We start from the raw sequence: 26,327 nt of genomic DNA on the forward strand, positions 1-26,327 counted from the left end.
AAAAACCAGTGTTTTATTCACTGGTTTTTTTATCCCTAAAATATTAACGTATTAAATTTTATAGATGAAAAACACAATCTACAGCTTTGCTATGGTCTTTATTTTCCTAAATTTTTCATTTGGACAAAATAAAAGCAATAAAGAGACAGAACAAAAAATTGATCAATATTTAAAAGAAATAATAGAGATAAATGAAATTCCTGGTACGGCTGTCGCGGTAATAAAAGACGGCAAAGTTATTTATGAAAAGTACTTCGGAAAAGCTTCTTTAGAAGAAAATATACCAGTTGATAAAACGACCAGTTTTAAAGTCTTTTCTACCACTAAATTAATTACAGCTGTCGGAATTTTTCAATTGATAGAACAAGGTAAAATTGCTTTGAACGATCCAGTTTCTAAATACTTGAGCGATCTTCCAAAAGAATGGCAAAATGTACAAATAGGCAATCTTTTATCGCATTCTTCGGGGCTTCCAGATTATTTCAAATATACAGATTTCCCATATACAGCTCCTTATTCAGAAAGAATATCTTTTTTAGGTCAAAAACCAATACAATTTACACAAGGAAACCAGTATAGTTATAATCAAACCAATTATTTATTGTTGACCAAAATAATTGAAAAAATAACAGGGCAAACTTTCGAAGATTATATTTTTCAGAACCAGTTTCCAGATCACGGATCTGATGTTTTCTTTTGTTCGGATTTCGCAAAATTAACTTCGAGTGCCGTTCGTTACACTTATAATATTGAAACCAAAAAATACCAGCAAATTACTTTTAACAGCGGTCCAGACTCTCATTCGGCAAATGGTTTAAACATAACACTTTCACAATTAATTAAGTGGAATCAAAATTTAGATAACGATTTGTACTTGAAAAAAGAAACAAAAGCTGCTATGTGGACACCTTTTCCATTTACCAACCAAAAAGATGTTTTTGCTTATGGATGGGAATGTCAGCCTGTAAATAATCATTCATCGTACGGATTTAGCGGCGGAAATGTGACAGCATTTAGAAAATTTCCAGACAACAATCTGACTGTGATTTTTTTATCAAACAGCAATAAATATATGTATTTGCCTGCTTTTGATGATGTTGTTTATCGAATTGGCGGTATAATTGATCCTTCGCTTATCAATTTGAAAGAGGAAGAGAAAGAAAACATAACCATTAATTTCTTAAAGCAAGATTTTACTAAAGCAAAAGACTATTATTTCGCTGTAAAAAAGCAGCATCCAGATTGGAATTTTGAACAGCGTTTGAATTTAATTGGTTATTCTTTGATGAGAAGCGATCGCTTAAAAGAGGCTACTAAGATTTTTGAATTGAATGCAATTGAACATCCAAATTCTGGAAATGTTTATGACAGTTTAGCGGAAAGTTATTTTAAAAATAATCAGCTGGAACTTTCTAAAGAAAATTATAAAAAATCATTAGCGCTTACACCAGAAAATTCGAACGCGAAAGAAATGCTCAAAAAAATTGATGAATTATTAGCCAAATAAAAATATAAATCAATTAAAATATTGACCTAAATGAAAAAATATCTCTTACTCCTATTTTTGCCATTTACTGTTTGTGCTCAGCAGAACAAAGCCGAAAAAGATATTTTTATAGCAATGGATAAAACTGCTTCATTACTTTTGAATAAGTCAAAAGCAAATTCCATTTCTATTGGCGTTGTCAAAAATGGTAAAACCTATACGCGACATTATGGCGAAATAGATAAAGGAAAAGAAAATATTGCCAATAATAATACTGTTTTTGAAGTTGCCTCCATAACCAAATTATTTACGGGACTTCTCACCGCACAAGCCGTTTTGGAAGGAAAATTAAATCTTGATGACGATATTCGAAAATATATTACGGGTTCTTATCCGAACTTAGAATACAACGGAACGCCAATAACGATTAAAGATTTGGTTTCTTTTAGAACTGGTTTTGCTAAAGATTTGCCTGATACTGATGAATTGCGGAAAAATAGAAATGACAGCAGTTATTTGGCTTTCAAAAAAATAGATGAATCGTATACTCGCGAAAAATTCTTTGAAGATCTTAAATCTATGAAATTGGATACTTTGCCTGGAACTAAATTCAAATACAGCAACGGAAGTCTGAATCTTACTGCTCATATTTTGGAAAATGTCTATCAGAAAAGTTATGAAACCCTTTTGAAGGAAAATATTTTTTCAAAACTCGACATGAAATCTAGTGGCATAAATTTAAGTCCAAATACTGTTATTGCAAACGGTTATAATCTCAAAGAAGTTTTAATGCCTACTATTTCAGATAATCTTTGGGGAGCTGCTGGAAGATTAAAATCTACTTTAGGTGACTTAACTAAATTTATTAATTATGAACTAAATACAAAGAATAAAATTGTTCAAGAATCGCAACGAAATCTCCTAAATAGCCCAACAACTTGGAATGGTTATTTCTGGGATTATATTCAAGTTGACGAAAACGGAAAAAACTGCTGGAAACATGGCGGTGCATTCGGAACTCAAAATATGCTGGTTATATATCCCGAACGACAATTAGGCATTTCTATTATTGTAAACATCAGCGATGAAACTACAGGAAATGCACTTGGGGAAGCTATAGTGAGACTTTCGAATGATTTGTTGAGTGAAAACAAAAAACAAACCGGCATTTACGGTTATAAAATCGTTGGAGACAATGTTTTATTTGTTTACGAACATGACAAGAATTTAGATTCTAGTTTAGTTAAAAGCGTATCCATTGCAGGTTCTTTCGATAAATGGAATCCTAATGACCAGAATTTTCAAATGATTCAGAAAAACAAAAACACATTTGAATTGGTCATTCCGAAATCTCAATTTGAAAAAGACACGACTCATCTTTTTAAGTTTGTCATCAATAAAACAGGCTGGATGGAAGCTCCTAGAAATGCCATAAATAGACAAACTGAAGGAGATGAAAACCTGATTCTCAAGTTTTAAATACTTTTACATTTTACTGCTCAAAAGACTTTGCTTCAAACACAAAGTCTTTTTTTATATCTTTGAAAAAACAAATCTACCATGTATAAATTATTAGCTAAACTAAACAAAATGCTTCTGCCGAGTTTTACCAAGCAAGGCTTAGATATTTCAAAAGCAAAAAAATGGCAAATGGCAATAATTGGCTATCGCGCTTATGTTACTAAAAAAGCTTTAGGTAATTAAATGATTTTCTTTAAAAACGCCACTAAAAATATTGCATTTATTTTAGCATCAATGTTATGTCTTAGCAGTTTGAATGCTTTTGGACAAAAAATTGAAGATCAAATTAAGTCAATCAATTCCATCGATGAAGCCAATCAATTTATTCTTGTCAATGAAAATATTGATGCTCAAATTTGGACAATAGCTCCACAAATAGACGAGAACAAAAGTTCCAGAATATTTAAAAACAGAACTATCGGCGATATCTTTTCAGATGGCACTAACCTTTATAAAATTATTGATTCTAAGAAAACAGTAGCTCTTCGTGTCAGCTACATATTTTTAGACGGAAATAAAATGTCTTTGCAAGCTATAAATGACCTTCGCAAGAAAATTGTAAATCAATATAAAAATGGTGCTAAATTTTCTGACCTAGCAAATCAATATACTATGGATTCTGCAAAAGATGGCGACCTTTCATGGTTCACTGAAGGAATGATGGTAAAAGAATTTGAAACCGCAATTAAAAAACATAATAAAAATGACATTTTCACTATTGATCTTACAAAAGAAAATTGGTACTACGTGGCTCTAAAAACTTATCAAGATCAGATAGTAGAAGAATTAACCATATTAAAAGTAAAAAGCTAATCTTAAATGAAAAACCGAGAAATTAGCCTCCCTCCTGTTCCTGCCGTATTATTAGCTATTATAAGTGTTCAATGCGGAGCGGCAATTGCAAAAACTTTATTCCCAACAATTGGCGCAGCGGGCACGGCATCTATACGCATTGGTATTTCTGCATTAATTTTATTATTGGCTTACAGACCAAATTTTAAAGCTATAACAGCACAGCAATGGAAAATTGTAATTCCGTACGGCTTGTCTTTAGGAGCTATGAATTTGATTTTCTATTTTGCTATAGAAAGAATTCCGATAGGTTTGGCTGTAACTTTAGAATTTGTTGGTCCATTATTATTGGCTATAGCAGGCTCAAAACGTTTGGTTGATTACTGCTGGGTTTTACTGGCCGCTATTGGTATTTTATTAATTGCACCTTGGACAAACGATCGCTTAGATCCGTGGGGAATTCTATTTGCACTTATGGCCGGAGGATTCTGGGCGGGTTATATTGTTTTAGGCGGAAAAATTTCTAAAATAATGAATGATGGTTATGCGGTAACAACAGGAATGTTATTTGCTGCACTTTTAGTTTTGCCTTTTGGTTTTCTAGAAAACGGTTTAACCAATCTAACGCCTAAACTATTCGGAATGGGTGTTGCACTTGCTCTTTTGTCTAGTGCAATTCCGTTTACATTAGAAATGAAAGCTTTAGGAAAACTTCCGCCGCGTACTTTCAGTATTTTGATGAGTTTAGAACCTGCAGCAGCCTCTATTTGTGCTTTTATATTTCTTCAGGAAAACTTAAGCTTTTATGAAATTTTGGCTGTAATTTGTGTAGTAATTGCTTCTGCAGGAAGTACTTTGACAGCAAAAAAATAAAATTTAAAAAATTCCAAAATTTGAAATTCCAAATTCCAATTTAAGCTTGGAATTTGGAATTTTTTATTTGGAATTTATTTGCTTTTAGGAAGCAAAACAGCGTCTACAACATGAATCACACCATTTGACTGATTAACGTCTGCGATAGTCACTTTTGCTTTGTTTCCATTCTCATCACTGATATATAAATCTTTCCCTTTCATCCAAGCAGTTAATGAACCGCCACTAACCGTTTTCAAAGTTGCTTTACCTTTTCCTTCTTTAATTGCAGCTGCGATATCAGACGAATTCATTTTACCTGCAACCACATGATAGGTCAAGATCGTTTGAAGCATTTTTTTATTTTCTGGTTTTAAAAGAGATTCTACAGTTCCTTTTGGCAATTTATCAAATGCAGCATTTGTTGGAGCAAAAACAGTAAAAGGACCTTTCCCTTTCAAAGTTTCTACCAAATCTGCCGCTTTTACTGCTGCAACCAAAGTCGTATGGTCTTTTGAATTTACAGCATTTTCTATAATATTTTTATTTGGATACATCGCTGCGCCACCAACCATTACCGATTTTTGTGCATTTGATGTAAATGCAAATCCTAAAGCTAAAACTGCAAGAGCTAAAAATTTTCTAGTTTTCATATTTAATGATTTTAAGTTATAAGCTCATTTACGCCTTAAAACGCTCTTTGGTTTTATAAAGTTGAAATATAATTTTAAAAAATTATGCAAATCTCTTCGTTCATAAGACTTTAGACCACTAAAATATTTTTATTATTTTTAGAAATTGAACTCATTTCCGTTACTATTTTATTACTAACTTTAGTAAAAATTCATTCAATATGAAAAACCTGCCTCAAAAAGTTAGAAGTAAAAAGTTAAGTTCGAGAGTTGATTTAACAGCAATGGTCAGCGTTTCTTTTTTGCTGATTATATTTTTTATGGTTACGATTGAATTGAGAAAATCCAAGGCTATGGATTTAAGTCTGCCCTATTACGATCCTAAATGGCAAAATGTTACACATTGCGGATCTGGATTAGAAGAGCGCGTAATTACTATTTTATTAGATAAAAACAATAAAATAATAACTTATTCTGGACTACTGTATTTTACAGAAGAAAATCCTAAAATAATTGATTATGGTAAAAATGGTATTCGAAAAGAACTATCATTAAAAAACAAAATAGCTCTTGCGAATTCTGCTAAATTAGGAAAATACAATCGAGGTGTAGTTGTTATTATAAAACCAAGTAAAAAATCTAACTTCAAAAATCTAGTTGACATCTTAGATGAAATGGCAATCGCACAAATTGGAACATATGCTATTGTAAATGATTTTAGTCCAGAAGAAGAAAAATTATTAGCTTCCAATTAAACCTTAATCTTATGAAAAATCTTCCTCAAAAAGTTAGAAGTAGAAAGTTAAATTCAAGAGTTGATTTAACTGCCATGGTCAGCGTTTCTTTTCTGCTGATTATATTTTTTATGGTTACGATTGAATTGTCTAAACCAAAAGCTGTTGATTTAAGCCTTCCAAATCGACCATCGGATGAATGGGATGGTGTTATTAGTTGCGGAGCAGGAATAAGTGATCGAATTGTAACCGTTTTATTAGATGAAAATAATGAAATAATTATCTATTTTGGTCTTTTATTTCGCCCTTTAGAAGAACCTAAAAAAGTAGATTATAGTAAAGATGGTATTCGTAGAGAATTATATTCAAAAAACACCAATATTCACGAAAGATATGCTCAATATGGAAAACCAAATCGTGGTGCAATTGTAATTATAAAACCAAGCAAAAAATCTAACTTCAAAAATCTAGTTGATATTTTAGATGAAATGGCAATTGCTAAGATAGATACGTATGCAATTGTTCCAGAATTTACTCCAGAGGAAATGAAACTATTGGCTTTAAAATAAAAAATTCGCGTCTTTGTGTCTTCGCGGCAATAACAAAAAAAAGTCCCACATTTCTGTGGGACTTTCTATTTATAAAAAAGCTAAGAATTATTTTTTCTCAGTTTTTTCCATTTTAGCTTTTAATGCAGCTAATACATCATTGTTATCTCCTAAAGTTGCAGCTGGTGCATTAGTAGTAGAGTTAGATGAAGTATTTTCAGCAGCAGCTTTCACGTTTTTCTCTTCTTCTTCTCTGAAGATAGCAGTGTGAGAAGCAACTACTCTTTTGAATTCTTTGTTGAATTCAATTACTTTGAAATCAGCCGTATCGCCTTTTTTCAATTTCTTTCCGTCTTCTTTTTCAAGGTGACGAGTTGGAATGAAAGCAACGATATCATCTCCGAATTCTACAGTAGCTCCTTTGTCAACGATTTCAGAAATCTCACCGTTGTGGATAGTTCCTACAGCGAAAGAATCTTCGTACTGATCCCAAGGATTAGCAGTAGTTTGTTTGTGACCTAAAGATAATTTACGTCCTTCAACATCTAATTCTAATACTACAACATCAAGTTTTTCACCAACGTTTACAAACTCAGATGGGTGTTTAATTTTCTTAGTCCAAGATAAGTCAGAGATGTAGATTAATCCATCAATTCCTTCTTCTAATTCTACGAAAATACCAAAGTTTGTAAAGTTTCTAACGATACCTGTATGTTTAGAACCTACTGGGTATTTAGAAGTAATGTCAGTCCATGGATCTTGAGTCAATTGTTTGATACCTAATGACATCTTACGATCGTCTCTGTCAAGAGTTAAGATAACTGCCTCAACAACATCTCCAACTTTTACGAAATCTTGAGCAGAACGTAAGTGAGTTGACCATGACATTTCTGAAACGTGGATTAAACCTTCAACACCTTCAGCAACTTCGATAAATGCACCGTAATCAGCGATTACAACTACTTTACCTTTTACTTTGTCACCAACAGTTAAGTTAGCATCTAAAGCATCCCATGGGTGAGCGTTTAATTGTTTCAATCCTAATTGAATTCTTGTTTTCTCATCATCGAAATCAAGGATTACAACGTTTAATTTTTGGTCTAATTCAAGAACTTCACTTGGGTGGTTGATTCTACTCCAAGAAAGGTCAGTAATGTGAATTAATCCGTCAACACCACCTAAGTCAATGAACACACCATAAGAAGTAATGTTTTTAACAACACCTTCTAATACTTGTCCTTTTTGTAATTGACCGATGATCTCTTTTTTCTGTACTTCAATGTCAGCTTCGATAAGAGCTTTGTGAGATACAACAACGTTTTTGAATTCGTGGTTGATTTTTACCACTTTGAATTCCATCATTTTGTTTACATATACATCGTAGTCTCTAATTGGCTTAACGTCAATTTGAGATCCTGGTAAGAACGCCTCGATACCGAATACGTCAACGATCATACCTCCTTTAGTTCTACATTTAACAAAACCGTTAACGATTTCTCCAGTTTCATTAGCTGCAATAACTCTATCCCAAGACTTAATAGTACGTGCTTTTCTGTGAGATAATACTAATTGACCTGTTTTGTCCTCACGGATGTCGATTAATACTTCTACTTTGTCACCAACTTTTAAGTTAGGGTTGTAACGGAATTCGTTTAAAGAAATAACACCTTCAGATTTAGCATTGATATCAACGATAACGTCTCTATCTGTAATTCTAACAACAACACCTTCAACTACTTCTTCTTGATCTGTAGCGATGAAAGTTTTTGATACTAGTTCTTCAAACTCTTGTAAGTTTTTCTCATCTACTGCATCAATTCCTTCTTGGAAGTTATGCCAGTTAAAATTTGCTAAAAACTCTTCTTGTGATTTTAATTGTTCAGACATGCTGATAAAAAAATTTGTATTCTGCTTTTCTCGAGTTTCTCTATGCGATAGAAAATACAGAAGTTGTTTTACATAAATGGTTGATTCCTAATGGAAACTCTTCTCTGCCAAAAGGACTGCAAAATTACTACATTTTTCTGAATTAACAAAACAAAACCGATATGATTATCAGTAGATTGATTAGAAGCACGAGAATTCGGGTTTTCAAGACGTTTAGTCCCGCTATCGCCTTTATCTTTTTCTGTCTAAAGAAGCCAGAAAAAGGATATCGGCTCTATCGGGGCTAGTTTAGAAAATTTAGTTTTCATAACAACTTAATAAACGAAACCCGACAGTTTTTGAGAACCTGTCGGGTTTACGACTTGTAACTATCTATATCAATTTTAAAACTTTGATAAAGATTTCTCCAAATCAAGTTCAAACAATTTTGGGTTATCAAATTTACTCTCGTCGAGCTGAAAGTTTTTATCATAAAACTTCCAAGGTGAATTGGCAAAAAAATACATTTTATTTTTAACCAAAGTCGCCAAAGCTGGCTCATTAAAGGCTTCTCTATTATTATCCAAAACCTTAAAGTCAACTATTTTTGTTTCAGTTACATTCAGTTTAAACACTGCAATCCTAATCGGTACTACTCCATTCTGAATGGCAATCAATGATTTTTTATAAAAAACCAATCCGTCAATTCCTTTTCTGGAAGCATCATTGGGAAATACCAACCAAGATTCCTTTTTATTCTTTATATCGATTACTGCAATTCCTTTTAAATAATCTGCAACAAACAATTTTGATTCGTCTTCATTAAATGTAATACCTTGTAAATTAAAAGCTTGATTTCTCAAATCTTTCCATAAAACTAAATTCTCTTTTTCAATTTTATAAATTATTGGCTCAGTACTATCTGAAATATAAACTTCGTTAGATGTACTTATTACAAGATCACCAAAAACATGATTTCCTTCAATAGAATATCTTTTCACCACTTTTTTCGAAGCAATTTCAATTTTTAAGATCTCACTTTTTCCATCCAATTCTTTTTTAAAACCTTTCATTTCAGGAATTGCAGAACAAGCGACAAACAAATATTTTTCATCACGATCTGCCTTTAAAGCAAAAACCGAATACAAACAATCTGTAAACCAATCAGAACATTTTCCAGACGCATCAAAAGAAACAATCTTTTTATCTCTAATGCTCGACGACAACCAAAGCTTTTGTTTAGTCAGATAAAACAATCCTTCTGGATGCAATTCTTTCTCAGAAAGACGAAGTTTTTCAACTGAATTTTCAACTTTTTTTGACTGCAAAATTTTGAGTGATTCCAAATCCTTAAAAGCCTTATCGTTTTTGATAGAAGCAAAATCCGCATCCTCTTCAAAAGAAATAGTATTATTTGCCTGCACCATATTTTTCAAAACAGATAAAGCTTCTTCCTTTTTACCATTTAAAGCATAAGCCGACGCTAAATTATAAGTAAAAGAAGGATGCATTGGCCGAATACTGTCCAATTGTTTTGCCAGCCGCAAAAACAAAGCATAATCTTTACTTTTATATGCTTCTATACTTTTATCATACAAAGCTTTGTTTTGAGCAAACCCAAAAGTACCGATCAAAAGCAAAATATAAAACTTAAGTTTTAGCATTTTTTTATGTTATTAATAATGAGATACTAAGTTATTATTTTATTTAATACACAAGCACACCAGACGACAAACCCGACAGGTTTTAAAACCTGTCGGGTTTAAATCTTAATCCATGAATTTCGAATTTCCTGTAAGGTTTCCAAAACCTTGTAGGTATTTATTTTTCGTATTTATTGTAATTTATCACCGTTTAGTAAAAACTTTTTAAAACCGTTAGACTTAAAGACCTAATTAGGTTTTCGATATACCTACAAGGTTTCGGAAACCTTGCAGGATAACGTTTTAAACAACAAACCGGGTTCTAAAAACCTTTCGGGTTGCAACACTATATAATACCAATAGTCTTTGTTTAAATTATTTAAATAACTCAGCATAGATGTGATCGTACTCAGTCCTGCTAAATTTCATTTTACTATTTGAAAATGGATCCAATTGCTGCAACATATAAACTTTAACCATTTCATTCATTCTAATACATGGAGGATGATAAATATCAACATATTCATTATCATTTAGATGTTTAAATAATACCTCACGAATTCTAGAATAATCTTTTTCTACTAATACTTTAAATGCAAAACATCTTACGATTGGTTTTTCGCATTCTGTCATCAAAACAAGTTCATCAATATTTATCTCTTTAGAAAAATTGATAAAACTTTGTTTTTTCTCTATCCCTGACAACAAATAAACATTATCATTCCTAAACTCAGTATAATCTTTCTTTAACTTCTCGTTTTTTAAAATTAAATCAAGTTTAACTGTTGGCTTAAAATCTTCTTTCTTATTGCAACTGAGCATAAAGAACAAAAGAATAAAAAATGCTATTTTATTAATATTCATAAATATCTAAATAAACCTTTTTTTTAATAAAGAACATCTGTGCTCTAAAACCAATTATCAACAATAACTATAAAAAAATCCTATTTTCAATTTGAAAATAGGATTAAATATTTTAAAAGAATCTATTAATGACTCAAATTCTCAATCTCCTTCGGATCATGTTTATGTTTAAACAAAACAGCAAAAGCAATTGCAATTACTAAAGCATAAATCGCAAATGAAAGCCAAATGGTATGCCAGTCTTTCATTAGAACTGGATTTGTAAAGACTCCGTCAGTAATTGTATTTCCTTGACTTTTGACAAACTCTGCCATTTTTTCGTTAGAAGCATCTGTTTGTAAAAATCCAGCTAATTCTGTAGTGGTAGTAAATGATTTTGTAAAGAATCGGTCAATTGCCCATCCAGAAGTCAAACTTCCTAAAACTGCTCCTACTCCATTGGTCATCATCATAAATAATCCTTGTGCAGACGAACGAATTTTAGAATCGGTATTGCTTTCTACGAATAAAGATCCAGAGATATTGAAGAAATCAAATGCCATTCCGTATACAATACAAGATAAAATAATCATCCATAAACCATTTACAGGATCTCCAAACGCAAATAATCCGAAACGAAGAACCCAAGCCAGCATACTAATCAACATCACTTGTTTGATTCCGAAACGTCTTAAGAAAAACGGAATCGCCAAAATAAACAATGTCTCAGAAACTTGAGAAATTGACATAATAATAGTTGAATACTGAATTACAAATGAATCTGCATATTTTGGAAAATGTTTAAATTCATCCAAAAACACATCTCCGTACGCGTTTGTCAATTGCAATGCACCTCCTAAAAACATAGAAAACACAAAAAACAAAGCCATTTTGTAGTTTGCAAACAATTTGAAAGACTCCAAACCAAAAGTTTCAATCCAAGTAGCATTTTCTTTAATCAAACGCTGCGGTTCACATTTTGGCAAAGTAAAAGCATAAACTCCAAGAATTAAAGCTCCAATTCCAGCAATATAAAACTGGTACTCTGTCGCTTTACTTCCACTTAAATTCGTAATCCACATAGCCACAATAAAACCGATTGTTCCCCAAACGCGAATAGGCGGGAAATCTTTTACGATGTTTTTATTGTTTAATTTAAGTGAAGTATAAGAAATAGAATTACTTAAAGCGATTGTTGGCATATAACAGCACATTGCCAAAAGCATTACAATGATAAAAGTATCTGGTGTTGTAACTTGTGCAATTCCAAATAAAACTACTGCATATAAAATATGAAGAACTCCATATAATTTTTCAGCGTTTACCCATCTGTCGGCAATAATTCCGGTTAATGTAGGCATAAATAAAGAAGCAATTCCCATGGTTCCAAATACTAAACCAAATTGTGTTCCTTCCCAATTTTTGGTTCCAAACCAATAATTTCCAATTGTGATAAGCCAAGCTCCCCAAACAAAAAATTGAAGAAAGCTCATAAAAATTAACCTGTTTTTAATTCCCATATAATGAAATTGTCTTTAAAGTAAAATGAAGCGGTAAAACTACCATTAAAAATAATATCTGCAAAAAATTATATCGTTTTAACAACATCATTCACTAATTCTAAAACAGCTGTAAATTGTTCTTCTTTATTTAAGTAAGAATTATCAATCTCAATTGCGTCGTCGGCGATTATTAGAGGAGAATCTTCACGATGCGTATCCATGTAATCTCTATCAACTACATTTTTTAAAACTTCTTCATAAGACACCTTATCGCCTTTTTGCTGCAATTCATCAAAACGTCGTTGTGCGCGGGTTTCTGCACTTGCCGTCATGAAGATTTTCAATTCAGCGTTAGGGAAAACTACGGTTCCAATATCTCTTCCATCCATTACAATAGCTTTATTCGTTCCCATTTCCTGCTGTTGTTCTACCAACTTCGCACGAACCTCTGAAACGGCAGCTACTGTGCTCACAAAATTAGAAACTTCAATAGTTCTAATTTGTTTTTCGACATTCTCACCATTTAAATACATTTCAGCAAAACCTAGATCAGTATTAAATCTAAACTCTAATTTTATATCTGCCAATGCTTCAATTAAAGCTTCTTTTTTAAAGAATTCCGCATTTATCAAATCATGTTGCATCGCAAAATAAGCCACAGCACGATACATCGCTCCAGTATCTACGTATACATATTCTAACTCTTTTGCTAATTGTTTAGCAAGAGTACTTTTTCCTGTAGATGAAAATCCGTCGATAGCAATGGTAATTTTTTTCAATTTTTAATTTTTAATTTTTTAATTTTTATTCTTTTTAAAGACTGTTTTAGTAATAAATACTCATTAAAATATCCGATTCAGAACTATCAATTAGTCGTGATATTCTATCAAAGTATTTTTTATTTACCATCGGGCAGCCAAAACTATTGCAAATGTAGCCATCTTTCTCCTTATATGGAACATCATAATAGTAATGAAAAACGATATCGCGCTTAAAAGCATTATTATTGGTTTCGTCTAATCCATACAACCTATAAGCTTTTCCGAATTTGCCATAATAGGATTTCCCAACAGAATATTTTCCTAATGAAGTGCTTAAAGAATTTGGGACATTGCTAAAACGAAGTTTCCCTTTAACACCAGTTTCAGAACCAGATCCATGAGCCACCAAACCTTTATCAATAATTTTATTTGTTTTTAAATCATAGACAAAAAATCTATTCTTTCCTGAAGGAATCTTCATGTCGACAAAGAAGGCGATTTGGTTATTATAGCCAGGATTTTTATTTATCAGTTTTTTTACTGCTCTAATTTGAGATTCAATTCGTTTATTATCAGAAGATAGTGAACCAATTTCTTTAACATCATATAACAATAAATATGCAGCAGAAAGCGCCAGAATAAAAAGAAATACAATTATTACTTTTTTCATTGGTTTAAGACTCAAAAAAACTAATTAATAGTAAATATCCATAAGAATATTAGATTTAGAATTATCTATAATCTTTTCTATTCTTTTAAAAAACTGTTCATTTATCATTGGACATCCATGACTGTTACTTATGTAGTAATCTTGCTCTTCATAAGGAACTGCAGAATAATGATGCAGTACAATTGCTCTTTTCAAAGCATTATTATTCGTTTCTTCTAAGCCAGCCAATCGATACGCTTTTCCAAAAATACCTTTATATGTTTTTCCAACAGCATATCTGCCTAGAGAAGTGCAGTTAGAATTTGGAGCATTACTAAATTTTAATACTCCCCTTACTCCTGTTTCTGAGCCAGAACCGTGCGCTACAAGTCCTTGATCGATTACTTCATTTTTCTGCAAATCGTAAACAAAAAAGCGATTCTTTCCCGAAGGAACTTTCATATCAATCAGAAAAGCAATTTTTTGATTGTATTTAGGGTCAGTACCAATCATACTTTTGATGCTTGTGATTCTGCTGTTAATTCTTTCCAATTCTACAGTAGAAATAGCTTCTTCTTCTTTAAAAGAAAGTTTAGATCCCGTAAAAAAGCTTACTGTCATAAACAAAACCAAATAAAACAGTTTCATGCAGTTATTGAAAATTTAATGTTAAACCAAAAAGACTTGTATTAGCCGCCAAAGTATATCTAGAATACGAATAGTTAAATCTTAATTTATTCATTTTTAAACCAAAACCTAATGAAACTCCAGAGAAATTACGCTGTTCTTCTACCCTCAATTCCTCACCTCTTCTAAAATTATATCCAATTCGAAAATTAAATGCTTTTTTAGGAAAAAGTTCCACGCCAAAAGTCACGTGTCGCAAAGCATTGTTTACAAAAGACACTTTCTCGTCGCTTGTAGATCCGTCGATGTTGGTTTCTCCGCGAACAGGATTCGAAAAAGAAATATTCCACTGCTGCAGATTCTCAAGCGTAAGATGCCAGCGAATGGGAACGTGTTCTAACTCTTGCGAAATACCCGCAACGATTTCAAATGGCAGATTTTCTTTAATTCCTGAATATGTTGTGAATTGTGTCCCCATGTTTCTAAAAACAAGAGCAAAATTGAGATCGTTTCTTACGTCTACATACAGAAAACCTAAATCTGCTGCGCCGCCTATAGAATTATACGTTTCTAAAGATGATGTAATTAGTTTAGCATTCGCCCCAATGTAGAAATCAGTATAAGGAACATTATATGCATACCCGAGTGATAATGCGCCTTCACTTCCAGTAAAGTTAGAAGTTGCCTGTCCGTTTTCGTCGTAACCTTCAAATGTACCGTAATTCACATAGGTAACTCCCGCGTAAAAAGTCTGCAAATGCCTGTCATAAGTATAGGCATACGATGCTGTGCCATAAGAGGCTTCACCAAAATAACTTCCGTAATTTAATGCCAAATGATTGTCCATGTCTGCGTTTATAAGAGCGGGGTTAGACATGGCCTGATTAACATCTTCGTCATATATTGTAATAACGTCTCCTCCTAATGCTGCTTGCCTTGGCGAAGTGGTTAGATTTAAAAATTGGTAGGTGTAGCGCCCTCCGACTTGTCCGAAAGAAGACGAACAAATTAAGATTATTAAAAATAAACCAACTTTTTGAAGCATTTGTTTTTGGCGGCACCTATATGGCAATAACGCAATTGCAAATATAAAATTATATAACACCAAAAAAATAAATTATTGCATCAAATAAATTTTTAGAAAATTCCAATAAAAAAATTCCAAATTCCAAACTGCGTGTTGAGCAAATTGGAATTTGGAATTTAAAAATATTTGAAAGTTAACTTTTAAAAGTTATTTCAGTTCTTTAGCATTTTTTACTTTCTGATCTGTCAAAGCGATAGCTAAAACTTCGCTCATTTCTTTCACATAATGAAAACTTAAACCTTCTAAGTATTCTGCTTTTATTTCGTCAATATCACTTTTGTTTTCATGACAAAGAATAATTTCTTTGATTCCTGCTCTTTTCGCAGCCAAGATTTTTTCTTTAATACCACCAACTGGCAATACTTTTCCACGAAGTGTAATCTCACCTGTCATAGCAAGACTTTTCTTGATTTTTCTCTGAGTTAAAAGAGAAACTAACGAAGTAAGCATAGCAATACCAGCACTTGGTCCGTCTTTTGGAGTTGCTCCTTCTGGAACGTGCAAGTGAATATTATATTTCTGGAAAAGCTCTGTGCTAACACCTAATTTCTTCGCATTTGCTTTAATGTATTCTAACGCAATTGTGGCAGATTCTTTCATTACAGTTCCTAAATTTCCTGTAATTGTTAGAGCTCCTTTTCCTTCCGAAATCAAAGATTCGATAAACAAAATATCACCACCAACACTAGTCCAAGCTAAACCTGTTACAACACCTGCAACATCATTGTTTTCGTATTTATCTCTTTCTAATCTAGGCACACCTAAAATAGCTACAATATCTTCGTCGGTTACTTTTTTGTTGTACTCCTCTTCCATTGCTACAGATTTTGCAGCATTTCTGATTACTTGAGCAATTTTAGTTTCCAAATTACGTACACCAGATTCACGTGTATAACCTTCTACAATTTTTTCCAATTGTTTTTTTCCAATTGTCAAATCTTTAGATGTTAAACCGTGCGCTTCTAATTGTTTAGGAAATAAATGTCTTTTAGCGATTTCAACTTTTTCTTCAATCGTATAGCCCGACATTTTAATTACTTCCATTCTGTCACGCAAGGCTGGCTGAATTGCTCCCATATTATTTGAAGTCGCAATAAACATTACTTTAGACAAATCGTATCCCATTTCAAGGAAATTATCATAAAAAGCATTGTTTTGCTCTGGGTCTAAAACCTCTAATAAAGCTGAAGATGGATCGCCGCTATTTCCGCTTGACAATTTATCAATCTCATCTAAAATAAATACCGGATTTGAAGTTCCTGCTTTTTTCAAACTTTGAATAATACGGCCTGGCATTGCTCCAATATAAGTTTTTCTATGTCCGCGAATCTCTGCTTCGTCACGCAAGCCTCCAAGAGAAATACGAACATACTCACGGCCTAAAGCTTCTGCTACAGAACGCCCAATAGATGTTTTACCAACTCCCGGAGGTCCTGTTAAACAGATAATTGGCGATTTCATATCATTTCGCAATTTTAAAACTGCCAAATGCTCGATCATTCTTTTCTTCACTTCATCAAGTCCGAAATGATCTTTATCTAAAATTTTCTGTGCATGTTTTAAATCGAATTTATCTTTAGAATATTCGCCCCAAGGCAATTCCAAAAATAACTCTAAGTAATTTCTCTGAATTCCAAAATCAGGAGATTGCGGATTCATACGGCGCATTTTAGACAATTCTTTTTCGAAATGCTTCTGCGTCTTTTCGTCCCATTTTTTAGTTTTAGCTTTCAGCCCCATTTCGTCCATTTCCTCTTCCTGAGAAACACCTCCCAATTCTTCTTGAATGGTTTTCATTTGCTGGTGAAGGAAATATTCTCTTTGCTGCTGATCTAAATCAAAACGTACTTTTGACTGAATGTCGTTCTTCAATTCTAATTTTTGAAGTTCAACATTCATGTAACGTAAAGTCTCTAAAGCACGCTCTTTTAATCCGTTTATCGATAAAAGACCTTGTTTTTCTTTTACGGATAAATTCATATTAGAAGAAACAAAATTGATCAAGAATGATTGGCTTTCAATATTCTTAATCGCAAAAGTAGCCTCCGAAGGAATATTTGGACTTTCTTTAATAATTTGTATCGCTAATTCTTTTACTGAATCTAAGATTGCGGTAAATTCAGAATCGTTTTCATCTGGACGTTCTTCGGCAACTTCTTTAATAGTTGCTGTCATGTAAGGCTCTTCTAAAACAACTTCGTCAATTTCGAAGCGTTTTTTTCCTTGAAGAATAACCGTAACGTTACCGTCAGGCATTTTTAGGACACGTAAAATACGCGCCACAGTTCCTACTTTATGAATATCATCTTTTGACGGATCTTCGTCTTCTTCATTAATTTGAGAAACTACACCAATTATTTTTCCGCCCGCATTGGCATCATTAATCAGTTTGATAGACTTATCTCTTCCTGCAGAAATCGGGATAACAACTCCTGGAAACAAAACGGTGTTGCGTAAAGGTAAAATTGGAAGCGAAACAGGAAGTTCTTCATTATTCATTTCCTCCTCGTCTTCTGGAGTCAACAATGGAATTAATTCTGCCTCTGAATCGAATTCTTGAAGTGACAGATTGTCAATAGTAAGTATTTTATGGTTTGACATAATAAAATATAAGTCTTTTTGTCATTAAATTTTTTGTGCTATCTATAAACAGTGTATTGCTTATTGAAGTTTAACTGAAAAACCGTTTTGTTTTTCAATTACAAGATAGGCCATAAAAATAGACAATCATTATGCCAAAAGCAAAAGAAGTCAGGTCTAAAAAAATATATTTTCACTTTTCATTTCATCCGAATTAAAAAAAAATAAAATTAATTTTATAAAAGTGTAACAAACAAAAAAAAGTACTGTCCTTATAAAAACCAAAAGCCACTACTTGAGTCTAAATAACCAAAATATCGAAGAATTAATTGCGCTTTGTAAAAATAACAATCAGAAAGCGCAATTTGAAATATACAATCGCTATTGTAAAGCGATGTATAATGTGGCTTTTCGTATTGTAAAAGACGAACATTTTGCACAAGACGTTATGCAGGAAGGTTTCTTGAAAGCTTTTACAAAAATCAATGACTATAAACAAGAAGTGGCTTTTGGAGCATGGTTAAAAAAAATAATCATCAATTATAGTATCGATTTTTACAAGAAGAACAATTCTTTTCACGTAGAAGATTTAAGTAAGCAGCTTTATAAAATTGAAGAAAATGACGGAATTATTTCTGAAAATATTGACTTAAATTCTCTAAAAGTAAAACAGGTTTTGGATACTATTCTGCAGCTGAAAGATAATTACAGAATGGTGCTCACGCTTTTTTACATAGAAGGTTATGATCAAGAAGAAATCTGCGAAATTTTAAACATTACGTACGCAAATTGCAGAACAACCTTGAGTAGAGCCAAAGACAGTTTGAGAAAAAAATTGGAAGAGATATAAAATGAATTGGAATTATGAAAAATGAAAAAGACAACTTAGACGAATTATTCAACAGATTTGAAAACCAATGGGATATTCAGGAATTAAATCCTGACCATCAGATGGATTTTCTGCAGAAATTAAACAAAAAAGAGCCTAAGAAAAGATATTGGGTTGTAACCGCTATTGCCGCTTCGATTGTAATAATGCTTGGAATATCTCTTTTTTATAAAAATGAAAAACCAAAAGAATTCAAATTTGCTTCTAAAGAGACTAAACGCACCGATTCTATTTTCAATATTCTAATTGACAACGAACTGGTTAAACTGAAAGAGAAAAGTTCGCCAGAAAATCAGCAGATTATTAATGATGCCATGAATCAGATGAAAACTTTTGATGCTGACTATCAAAAAATCATAAACGAACTGCAAAAAAACGGAGAGAATAAACAAATTATTTATGCTATGATTAGCAATCTCCAAACGCGAATTTCTTTTTTACAAACCGTTTTGAAAAGAATTGAAGACAATGAAAAACTAAAAAACAACTCTAATGAAAAAACACTATAACTTACTAATCTTACTTCTTTTGATTCCTTTTTTGGGATTTTCAAACGATGACACTTTTATAACCAAACAAAAAAGCATTAAAAAGACCTATATCGTAAACTCAAATGCCGGAATCGATATTGAAAATAAATATGGCAGTATCACTGTAACAACTTGGGATGAAGATAAGATTGATCTCGACATTACAATCAAAGTGAATGGACCAAATGAAGATTGGGTAAACGAACGATTAAACAGCATTGATGTTGAAATTACTGCTCTTAAAGGATTGGTTTCTGCCGTAACAACACTTGGAAATTCTACCCTTAAAAGCAAAGGAAGCAACAATAGTTTTGAAATCAATTATGTGGTTAAAATTCCCAAAAACGGTTCGATTAAATTGGCTAATAAGTATGGAAATATTTCAGTGCCAAACGCAGAATCTTCCACAGATATTGACTGCAAATACGGAAAAGTTACGTTAGGAAAATTAAATGGTTCTAGTAATCAAATCTCCATTCAATACTGCCAGAGTTCAAGCATAGATTATGTCAAAGCAGGAAATATTGATGCTCGATATTCGAATCTTAAAATTAATGATTCAGGAAATTTGAATCTAAATGCAAATTATACGGATGTTAATCTAAATGACGGTCAGAATATTAAAGCTGACTGTAACTACGGAACGTTTAAGTTTCAAAAAATCAATTCTCTAAGCGGTTCTGGAAATTATTTAACTTTTATTATTGGAGAAATTTCAAGTAACTTTAGCTACGATACCAATTACAGTAAAATCAGTATTGGAACTGTAAATGAAAGAGCTGGAAACATTACGATAAATTCAGGATATACTGATATTAATATCGGTTATGTGCCAAATTATGCTTTCGACTTTGACATTTCTGCCAGATATTCGAATATCAAACATGATAATTCTTTAGAAGTTTCTGTTTCAGAAGTTAAAAGCAACAGTAAAAGAATTGCTGGCTATTACAAGAAAAAAGGACAGAATAAAATCAATATCAATTCGAATTACGGAAATATTTCCCTAACAAAAAATTAATCATCTAAAAAATCAAAACAATGAAAAAGTCAATTTTATTACTTGCATTTGCTGCGCTTTCTTTAAGCACTATAAATGCACAAAACAAACTTCAAGGAAACGGAAAAGTAGTGACAGAAACCAGAACTACTGGAGATTACGACGGAATTAAAATTTCAGGTTTCTTTGATGTTGATTTAGTTGCTGGAAAAGAAGGGAAAATTACCATCAAGGGAGAAGAAAATCTTTTGTCTGCCATCAAAGTTGAAGTGGAAGATAATTCATTAAAAATCTACATTGAAAAGTTGACAAATATTAGAACTAGTACTGGAAAAAGTATTCATATTACAGTTCCTTTTGAAAAAATCTCTGAATTGAGTTTAGCTGGTTCTGGTGATATTCAGTCAAAAGACGTTATCAAAAATGAAAAGTTTTTGGTTAAATTATCTGGTTCTGGAAATTTTACTTTACCAGTTGATACTAATAATTTAGAACTAAATGTAAGCGGTTCTGGAAATGTACGTTTGAGGGGAACGGCTGATAATTTCTCTGCAAAACTTTCTGGCTCTGGAGATATAAATGCAGCCGATTTGAAATCGAAAATTGTTGAAGCAAATGTTTCGGGATCTGGAAACAGCAAAGTGGCCTGCGATCAAAGTTTAACGGCTAGAGTTTCTGGCTCTGGAAACATTAGATATGTTGGAAATCCAGAAAAAAAGGATGTTAAAGTCTCAGGATCTGGAAGCATTACAAAAAGCTAATTTCAAACAAAAAAAATATCACGAATTACAAATAAATCATCAATTAAATAATAATCCTTGCAATTCGTGATATTTGTATTTTAAAAGACGTTTCGATTAATTTGAAACGTCTTTTTTATGCACTCTTCTTAAAAGGAAAATGGCTGTTATAAAGAAAATAGCTAGAATCACAATCGCTTTACGCGGACTTCCTGTACGTTGGTCAATGATTCCGTAAATGCACATTCCAATCACGATTCCTATCTTTTCTGCCACATCATAAAAGCTGAAAAATGAAGCTGTGTCTTCTGTATCTGGCAATAATTTAGAATAGGTTGAACGTGACAATGCCTGAATACCTCCCATTACAAATCCGGCAACGGTTGCCATTACATAAAAGTGCAAAGGCAATGTTATAAAATATGCTAAAGCGCAAAATATAGCCCAAATACCGTTGATAAAAATTAAAGTTTTGACATTTCCGAATTTTGCTGAAGCTCTTGAAGTCAAAACAGCACCAATTACCGCTACAAGCTGAATTATCAAAATACAAATTATAAGACCAATTGTGCTTTCTTCTTTTGATGACCACTTAATTTCCTGAGCACCGAAATAAGTTGCTACAAGCATTACAGTCTGTACAGCCATACTTGAAACAAAAAATCCGCCTAAATATCTTCTCAAAGGGATGTTATCGTTCAACAAACGCCAAACCTTTTTCAATTCTTTAAAACCATTAAACAAAACAGATTTAGTCAATTTTTGGCCATTTTCTTTGCTCCCTTTTGGCAAATAATAATAAGTGTATTGGCTAAATAAAATCCACCAAACGCCGACCATTATAAAAGAATAACGCATGGCTTTCATTGCTGCTTCTCCATCTGTTCCTGAAATTCCGAAAAGTTTCGGTTTCATGATCATTGCTAAATTGATTATCAACAAAATAACACTACCAATATATCCTAACGAATATCCTTTTGCACTGATTCTGTCTTGTTGTTCTTCAAATGCAATATCTGGAAGATAGGAATTGTAAAAAACTAAACTTCCCCAATAGCCAAGCAATCCTAAGAAGTAAAATAAAAGTCCAACATAAATATTATCTAAGTCAAACCAATACAATCCCATACAAGAAAGCGCTCCTAGATAGCAGAAAAATTTCATGAATGACTTTTTATTCCCAACATAATCGGCTATACCAGATAATAAAGGAGAAATAAAAGAAACCACTAAAAACGCCGCGGCAGTAATAAAACTAATTAAAGCAGAATTTTTAAGATGCATTCCAAAAACATCAATATAATGATCACGGTCACTAAATAAAGCTTCGTAAAAAATAGGAAATACAGCAGAGGCAATCGTCAAAGTATAAACTGAATTTGCCCAATCATAAAATGCCCAGGCATTTAAAAGCTTCTTATCTCCTTTTTGTAGGTTTTTCATAGAAATGGTTTTGTTAAATAGGCTACGAATTTATCTATTTTTTATGATAAACAAATAGAAATTCTTTAAATCGTACATTATTAAATTATGAACTTAGGCAAAACAAAAAAAGCCAATCAAAAAAATGAGTGGCTTTTTAAAAGGTATATTTTTATGCGGAATTTATTTTATAGTTCCAACTTTAAGCGCAATTGCTTTTGCTTCTGGAATTAAGGCTTTAATATTTGCAATTCTCGTAGCATCAGAAGGGTGCGTACTCATAAATTCTGGTGTTGAAGCTCCGCCTGATTTTGCAGACATTCTAGTCCAAAACGCAACAGCATCGTCTGGATTATATCCTGCAATGGCCATCAATGTCAAACCAATTTTGTCTGCCTCGCTTTCGTTACTTCTGCTAAAAGGAAGCATTACACCTACCTCAGTACCCATACCGTAAGCTTGAGAAAATATTTCTCTTGTTTGTGCTGTTTTGTTTGCTGTTGCAGCATCTAAAACCGCTCCTCCTATTTGCTGCAATTGAGCTGCACTCATTCTCTGCGCACCGTGATTGGCTAACGCGTGAGAAACCTCATGCCCCATAACCGTTGCCAGACCAGATTCGTTTTGTGTTATAGGCAATATTCCTGAATACACTACAATTTTTCCTCCAGGCAAACACCACGCATTAACTTCTTTATTATCAACTAATTTATATTCCCAACGATAATCTTTTAAATATTGTGATTGTCCTAAATAAGTCAGATATTTTTCAGCTGCCAATTTAATTTTCAAACCAACATTTTCGACTAGTTTTGCGTCGGTTGTACCAGTAATAACTTTATTTTCAGACAAAAAAGTACTGTATTGCTGAAAAGAAGTTGGAAACAATTCGCTATTTGAAACAAAATTCAAGTTTTGTTTTCCAGTAATTGGATTTGTTGCACATGCCATTACAAGTGCTCCAAAAATTCCTAAAAACATATATTTTTTCATAATTCGAGCTATTTTTATAGCAAAAATACGATTAAAAAACATAAAATATTTTACACAATAAGTCAAAAAAATATCAAAATTTGACTACTCCCCTACAATATGAAGTTCATTAAACTCTTTATCAACTATTAAGAAATTATTTTGCTCGAAACTAATTTTGTCAAATTCAATTTTTTCGTTGTCAATTTCAATTTCAGAAACTTTAAAAGGAAGTCCAATAAGGTTTATTTTATACTTAATGTATGGTGTGATGTATTTTCCTTCTTTGTGAAGCTGAATAATAAGTTCTTTTTCTTTTCCAATATTTCTTAACGACAAATAGCTATAACGTCCTTTTTTATAATCGTAACCGTCTTGTGCATCTTCGTAAACAGCTGACTGTTCTTTTCCATTTTTATAATAAACATCCAGCGTTAGTTCATCAAATTCTAATTCGCCTACGTACTGCTGAACTGGATATTTCGGAATAACTGCCCCTGCTTTTACAAAAACCGGAATTTCATCAAATTTAGTGTCGATCCAAATTTCTCTTCCTCCAATAAACAATTCATTTGTCCAATAGTTATACCACTCACCTCTAGGAATATACATACGTCTACCTACAGCATTAGGTTCAAGTATCGGGCAAACTAAAATCTGGTTTCCAAAGATAAATTCATCATTTCTATAATGCGTCTGAGTATCGTCTTGATCAAAATAAACCAATGGTTTTAGCATCGGAATTCCTTCTTCAATATACTGCCAAAACATCGTGTACAAATAAGGAAGCAATTGGTAACGAAGGCTCACAAATTTTCTAGTGATATTAATTACTTCTTCATCAAATGCCCAAGGCTCCTGATTTCCGTGATCTCCAGAAGAATGCGTTCTGCAAAAAGGATGAAAAACGCCCAATTGAATCCAGCGTGCATATAACTCTCCCGTTGGCTGTTCTGCAAATCCCCCGATATCAGAGCCTGTAAATCCCATTCCCGAAATTGACAATCGCTGCACCTGAATATTAGCAAGCCATAAATGTTCCCAAGTTGCTACGTTATCGCCTGTCCATGAAGAAGTATAACGCTGTGCTCCAGCATAAGCCGATCTTGTTATTACAAATGGTCGTTTTGGATAAGCAAATCGTTTTACACCATGATAAGTAGCTCTTGCCATCTGCGTGCCGTAAATATTATGTGCTTTTCTATGACTGCAAGGATTTCCGTCATAAATATGGCGTACATCCATCGGAAAAGTTTTATTCGGCACTTCCATTACAGCAGGTTCGTTCATGTCATTCCAAACTCCTTTTACCCCAATATCTGCAACTAATTCTTTAAATAATCCTGCCCACCATTCTCTAACTACGGGATTTGTATAATCTGGAAAATTGCATTCTCCTGGCCAAACTTTTCCTTTCATATAAGGTCCATCGGCTCTTTTGCAGAAATAATCTTTTTCTAAAGCTTCTTTGTAGACCCAATAATCTTTATCGATTTTAATTCCCGGATCAATAATTACAACGGTTTTAAAACCATCTTCGGCTAATTCAGCGACCATTCTTTTTGGATCAGGAAAATAGTTTTTATTCCATGTAAAACATCTAAAACCATCCATATAATCGATGTCCAAATAAATAGCATCACAAGGAATCTGCAGTTCTCTAAATTTTGAGGTAATTTCTTTGACTTTACTTTCAGGATAATAGCTCCATTTGCATTGATGGTATCCTAAAACCCAAAGCGGCGGTAATTCTGGTTTTCCCGTTAAATCGGTATAAGTTGTAACAACATCTTGCATTTGAGGTCCGTAAACAAAATAATAATTCATTTCGCCACCTTCAGCCCAAAAACTCGTAACATTTCTTCTTTCCTGACAAAAATCAAAAAAAGTTCTAAATGTATTATCGAAAAATATACCGTAGGATTGTTTGTTGTGAAGTCCGATATAAAAAGGAACTACTTTATATAATGGTTCCTGATCTTTCTGATAAGCATATTGATCTGTAGCAAAATTTTCTAGTCTTTTGCCTTTAAGATTCATCTGAGTTGCTTTATCGCCAAGACCGTAATAGCATTCACCGTCTTTAGCGTATTTACTCATTTTTACGATATTTCCGCCATATTCATAGCTTTCTTCCCAATGAAAACCAAGTTCATCTTCAAGAATTAGAAAATCGTTTAAATCATAAATAGAAAGACGAAGATCTGCCTTTTGTATTTTGCATTTTATTTTGCTTGTTCTAATTTGAAAGAAGGTCTCTTCTTCTGTAACTTCTAGAAAATTATAACCATGAAGCTGGGTTTTATCAATAGCATACGAAAAATCGTTGCTGAAATACCCTTTTGTAGTAAAACGAAATCGGATTAAACTGTCACGAAGAATAGTGACTTTTAAGATTACTTTGTTATCCGTATTAAAGAAAATAGAATCTCCTTCATGTTCATAAGAGATAATTTTTGATGGATATAAATCGCCTTTGTATTCTAATGATGTGTTTGTAATCATATCTCAAATGAATTAATTTATAACATTTTCCTTCTAATCAAACATACAAAAAAAGTTCATAACACCCTATGAATAAAAGGTTTATTAACGAAAACGTTTTTTCTGAACGACTTTCAAATTACCAAACAAAAAATCAACAATTTGAT

The 26,327-nt window shown here is 32.6% G+C and carries 24 protein-coding genes; 11 read left to right on the forward strand and 13 right to left on the reverse strand.

Translation table 11 applies throughout. The annotated features are described in order from the left end of the window. The first annotated feature begins 64 nt into the window (after positions 1–64). The 5 genes from AC3E9W_RS16670 to AC3E9W_RS16690 all read left to right on the forward strand — a co-directional run bounded on the left by AC3E9W_RS16670 (position 65) and on the right by AC3E9W_RS16690 (position 4,672). Complete coding sequence (locus AC3E9W_RS16670; RefSeq protein ID WP_488769213.1) at positions 65–1,507, forward strand: serine hydrolase; 1,443 nt, start codon at positions 65–67, stop codon at positions 1,505–1,507. A 30-nt stretch (positions 1,508–1,537) separates the two neighbouring features. Beyond that, on the forward strand, positions 1,538–2,965 hold the full coding sequence (locus AC3E9W_RS16675; protein WP_488769214.1) for a serine hydrolase: 1,428 nt from the start codon (positions 1,538–1,540) through the stop codon (positions 2,963–2,965). 81 nt (positions 2,966–3,046) lie between these two features. Then, a complete protein-coding gene (locus AC3E9W_RS16680) occupies positions 3,047–3,190 on the forward strand; it encodes an SsrA-binding protein (protein ID WP_306154892.1) in 144 nt (47 codons plus the stop codon). Continuing rightward, positions 3,191–3,820, forward strand: coding sequence for a peptidylprolyl isomerase (locus AC3E9W_RS16685; RefSeq protein ID WP_488769215.1), 630 nt, complete (start codon positions 3,191–3,193; stop codon positions 3,818–3,820). Between the two features lie 6 nt (positions 3,821–3,826). Beyond that, positions 3,827–4,672: an EamA family transporter gene (locus AC3E9W_RS16690; protein WP_488769216.1), complete on the forward strand. Its 846-nt coding sequence runs from the start codon at positions 3,827–3,829 to the stop codon at positions 4,670–4,672. Positions 4,673–4,746: 74 nt separating this feature from the next. Here the strand turns inward: AC3E9W_RS16690 and AC3E9W_RS16695 are convergent, their stop codons facing one another. Further along, complete coding sequence (locus AC3E9W_RS16695; protein ID WP_456892656.1) at positions 4,747–5,304, reverse strand: fasciclin domain-containing protein; 558 nt, start codon at positions 5,302–5,304, stop codon at positions 4,747–4,749. Positions 5,305–5,504: 200 nt separating this feature from the next. Between AC3E9W_RS16695 and AC3E9W_RS16700 the strand changes: the two genes are divergently transcribed. Together AC3E9W_RS16700 and AC3E9W_RS16705 are read left to right on the forward strand one after the other, a co-directional pair. Continuing rightward, positions 5,505–6,038 carry an ExbD/TolR family protein gene (locus tag AC3E9W_RS16700; RefSeq protein WP_488769217.1) on the forward strand — a complete coding sequence of 178 codons (534 nt, stop codon included), beginning with the start codon at positions 5,505–5,507 and terminating at the stop codon, positions 6,036–6,038. A gap of 11 nt (positions 6,039–6,049) precedes the next feature. After that, positions 6,050–6,586: an ExbD/TolR family protein gene (locus tag AC3E9W_RS16705; RefSeq protein ID WP_488769218.1), complete on the forward strand. Its 537-nt coding sequence runs from the start codon at positions 6,050–6,052 to the stop codon at positions 6,584–6,586. 87 nt (positions 6,587–6,673) lie between these two features. On the opposite strand, the gene rpsA is transcribed toward AC3E9W_RS16705, so the two are convergent. The 9 genes from rpsA to lon all read right to left on the reverse strand — a co-directional run bounded on the left by rpsA (position 6,674) and on the right by lon (position 18,144). Next, complete coding sequence (gene rpsA / locus AC3E9W_RS16710; RefSeq protein ID WP_456892649.1) at positions 6,674–8,452, reverse strand: 30S ribosomal protein S1; 1,779 nt, start codon at positions 8,450–8,452, stop codon at positions 6,674–6,676. Between the two features lie 383 nt (positions 8,453–8,835). Then, complete coding sequence (locus AC3E9W_RS16715) at positions 8,836–10,095, reverse strand: TPR end-of-group domain-containing protein (protein ID WP_488769219.1); 1,260 nt, start codon at positions 10,093–10,095, stop codon at positions 8,836–8,838. A 354-nt stretch (positions 10,096–10,449) separates the two neighbouring features. After that, positions 10,450–10,938, reverse strand: coding sequence for a hypothetical protein (locus AC3E9W_RS16720; protein ID WP_488769220.1), 489 nt, complete (start codon positions 10,936–10,938; stop codon positions 10,450–10,452). A gap of 125 nt (positions 10,939–11,063) precedes the next feature. Further along, on the reverse strand, positions 11,064–12,437 hold the full coding sequence (locus AC3E9W_RS16725; protein WP_488769221.1) for a nucleoside permease: 1,374 nt from the start codon (positions 12,435–12,437) through the stop codon (positions 11,064–11,066). Positions 12,438–12,505: 68 nt separating this feature from the next. Then, complete coding sequence (gene cmk / locus AC3E9W_RS16730; RefSeq protein ID WP_306154881.1) at positions 12,506–13,198, reverse strand: (d)CMP kinase; 693 nt, start codon at positions 13,196–13,198, stop codon at positions 12,506–12,508. 46 nt (positions 13,199–13,244) lie between these two features. Next, positions 13,245–13,850, reverse strand: a complete 606-nt coding sequence (locus AC3E9W_RS16735) for a murein L,D-transpeptidase catalytic domain-containing protein (RefSeq protein WP_488769222.1) — start codon at positions 13,848–13,850, stop codon at positions 13,245–13,247. 24 nt (positions 13,851–13,874) lie between these two features. Beyond that, complete coding sequence (locus AC3E9W_RS16740; protein WP_488769224.1) at positions 13,875–14,477, reverse strand: murein L,D-transpeptidase catalytic domain-containing protein; 603 nt, start codon at positions 14,475–14,477, stop codon at positions 13,875–13,877. Between the two features lie 4 nt (positions 14,478–14,481). After that, positions 14,482–15,501, reverse strand: a complete 1,020-nt coding sequence (porQ, locus tag AC3E9W_RS16745; protein WP_488769225.1) for a type IX secretion system protein PorQ — start codon at positions 15,499–15,501, stop codon at positions 14,482–14,484. Between the two features lie 189 nt (positions 15,502–15,690). Next, positions 15,691–18,144: an endopeptidase La gene (lon, locus tag AC3E9W_RS16750; RefSeq protein WP_306154877.1), complete on the reverse strand. Its 2,454-nt coding sequence runs from the start codon at positions 18,142–18,144 to the stop codon at positions 15,691–15,693. A 274-nt stretch (positions 18,145–18,418) separates the two neighbouring features. On the opposite strand from lon, the gene AC3E9W_RS16755 reads away from it, so the two are divergent. The 4 genes from AC3E9W_RS16755 to AC3E9W_RS16770 are packed head-to-tail and all read left to right on the forward strand — an operon-like array spanning position 18,419 to position 21,303. Next, positions 18,419–18,973 carry an RNA polymerase sigma factor gene (locus AC3E9W_RS16755; RefSeq protein ID WP_488769226.1) on the forward strand — a complete coding sequence of 185 codons (555 nt, stop codon included), beginning with the start codon at positions 18,419–18,421 and terminating at the stop codon, positions 18,971–18,973. Positions 18,974–18,987: 14 nt separating this feature from the next. Beyond that, positions 18,988–19,521 (forward strand): anti-sigma factor, encoded by a 534-nt coding sequence (locus tag AC3E9W_RS16760; protein ID WP_488769227.1) that lies wholly within the window; start codon positions 18,988–18,990, stop codon positions 19,519–19,521. Beyond that, on the forward strand, positions 19,505–20,563 hold the full coding sequence (locus AC3E9W_RS16765; protein ID WP_488769228.1) for a hypothetical protein: 1,059 nt from the start codon (positions 19,505–19,507) through the stop codon (positions 20,561–20,563). Before AC3E9W_RS16760 ends, AC3E9W_RS16765 begins: the two co-directional genes overlap by 17 nt. Positions 20,564–20,583: 20 nt before the next feature. Continuing rightward, positions 20,584–21,303: a head GIN domain-containing protein gene (locus AC3E9W_RS16770; protein ID WP_306154873.1), complete on the forward strand. Its 720-nt coding sequence runs from the start codon at positions 20,584–20,586 to the stop codon at positions 21,301–21,303. 96 nt (positions 21,304–21,399) lie between these two features. On the opposite strand, the gene AC3E9W_RS16775 is transcribed toward AC3E9W_RS16770, so the two are convergent. The 3 genes from AC3E9W_RS16775 to AC3E9W_RS16785 form a co-directional block, all read right to left on the reverse strand. After that, on the reverse strand, positions 21,400–22,725 hold the full coding sequence (locus AC3E9W_RS16775; protein WP_488769229.1) for an MFS transporter: 1,326 nt from the start codon (positions 22,723–22,725) through the stop codon (positions 21,400–21,402). A gap of 162 nt (positions 22,726–22,887) precedes the next feature. After that, positions 22,888–23,697: a M48 family metallopeptidase gene (locus AC3E9W_RS16780; protein ID WP_306154871.1), complete on the reverse strand. Its 810-nt coding sequence runs from the start codon at positions 23,695–23,697 to the stop codon at positions 22,888–22,890. 84 nt (positions 23,698–23,781) lie between these two features. Beyond that, positions 23,782–26,181 (reverse strand): glycoside hydrolase family 31 protein, encoded by a 2,400-nt coding sequence (locus tag AC3E9W_RS16785; RefSeq protein WP_488769230.1) that lies wholly within the window; start codon positions 26,179–26,181, stop codon positions 23,782–23,784. Positions 26,182–26,327: the final 146 nt, after the last annotated feature.

This window comes from Flavobacterium sp. 38, from assembly GCF_057799715.1.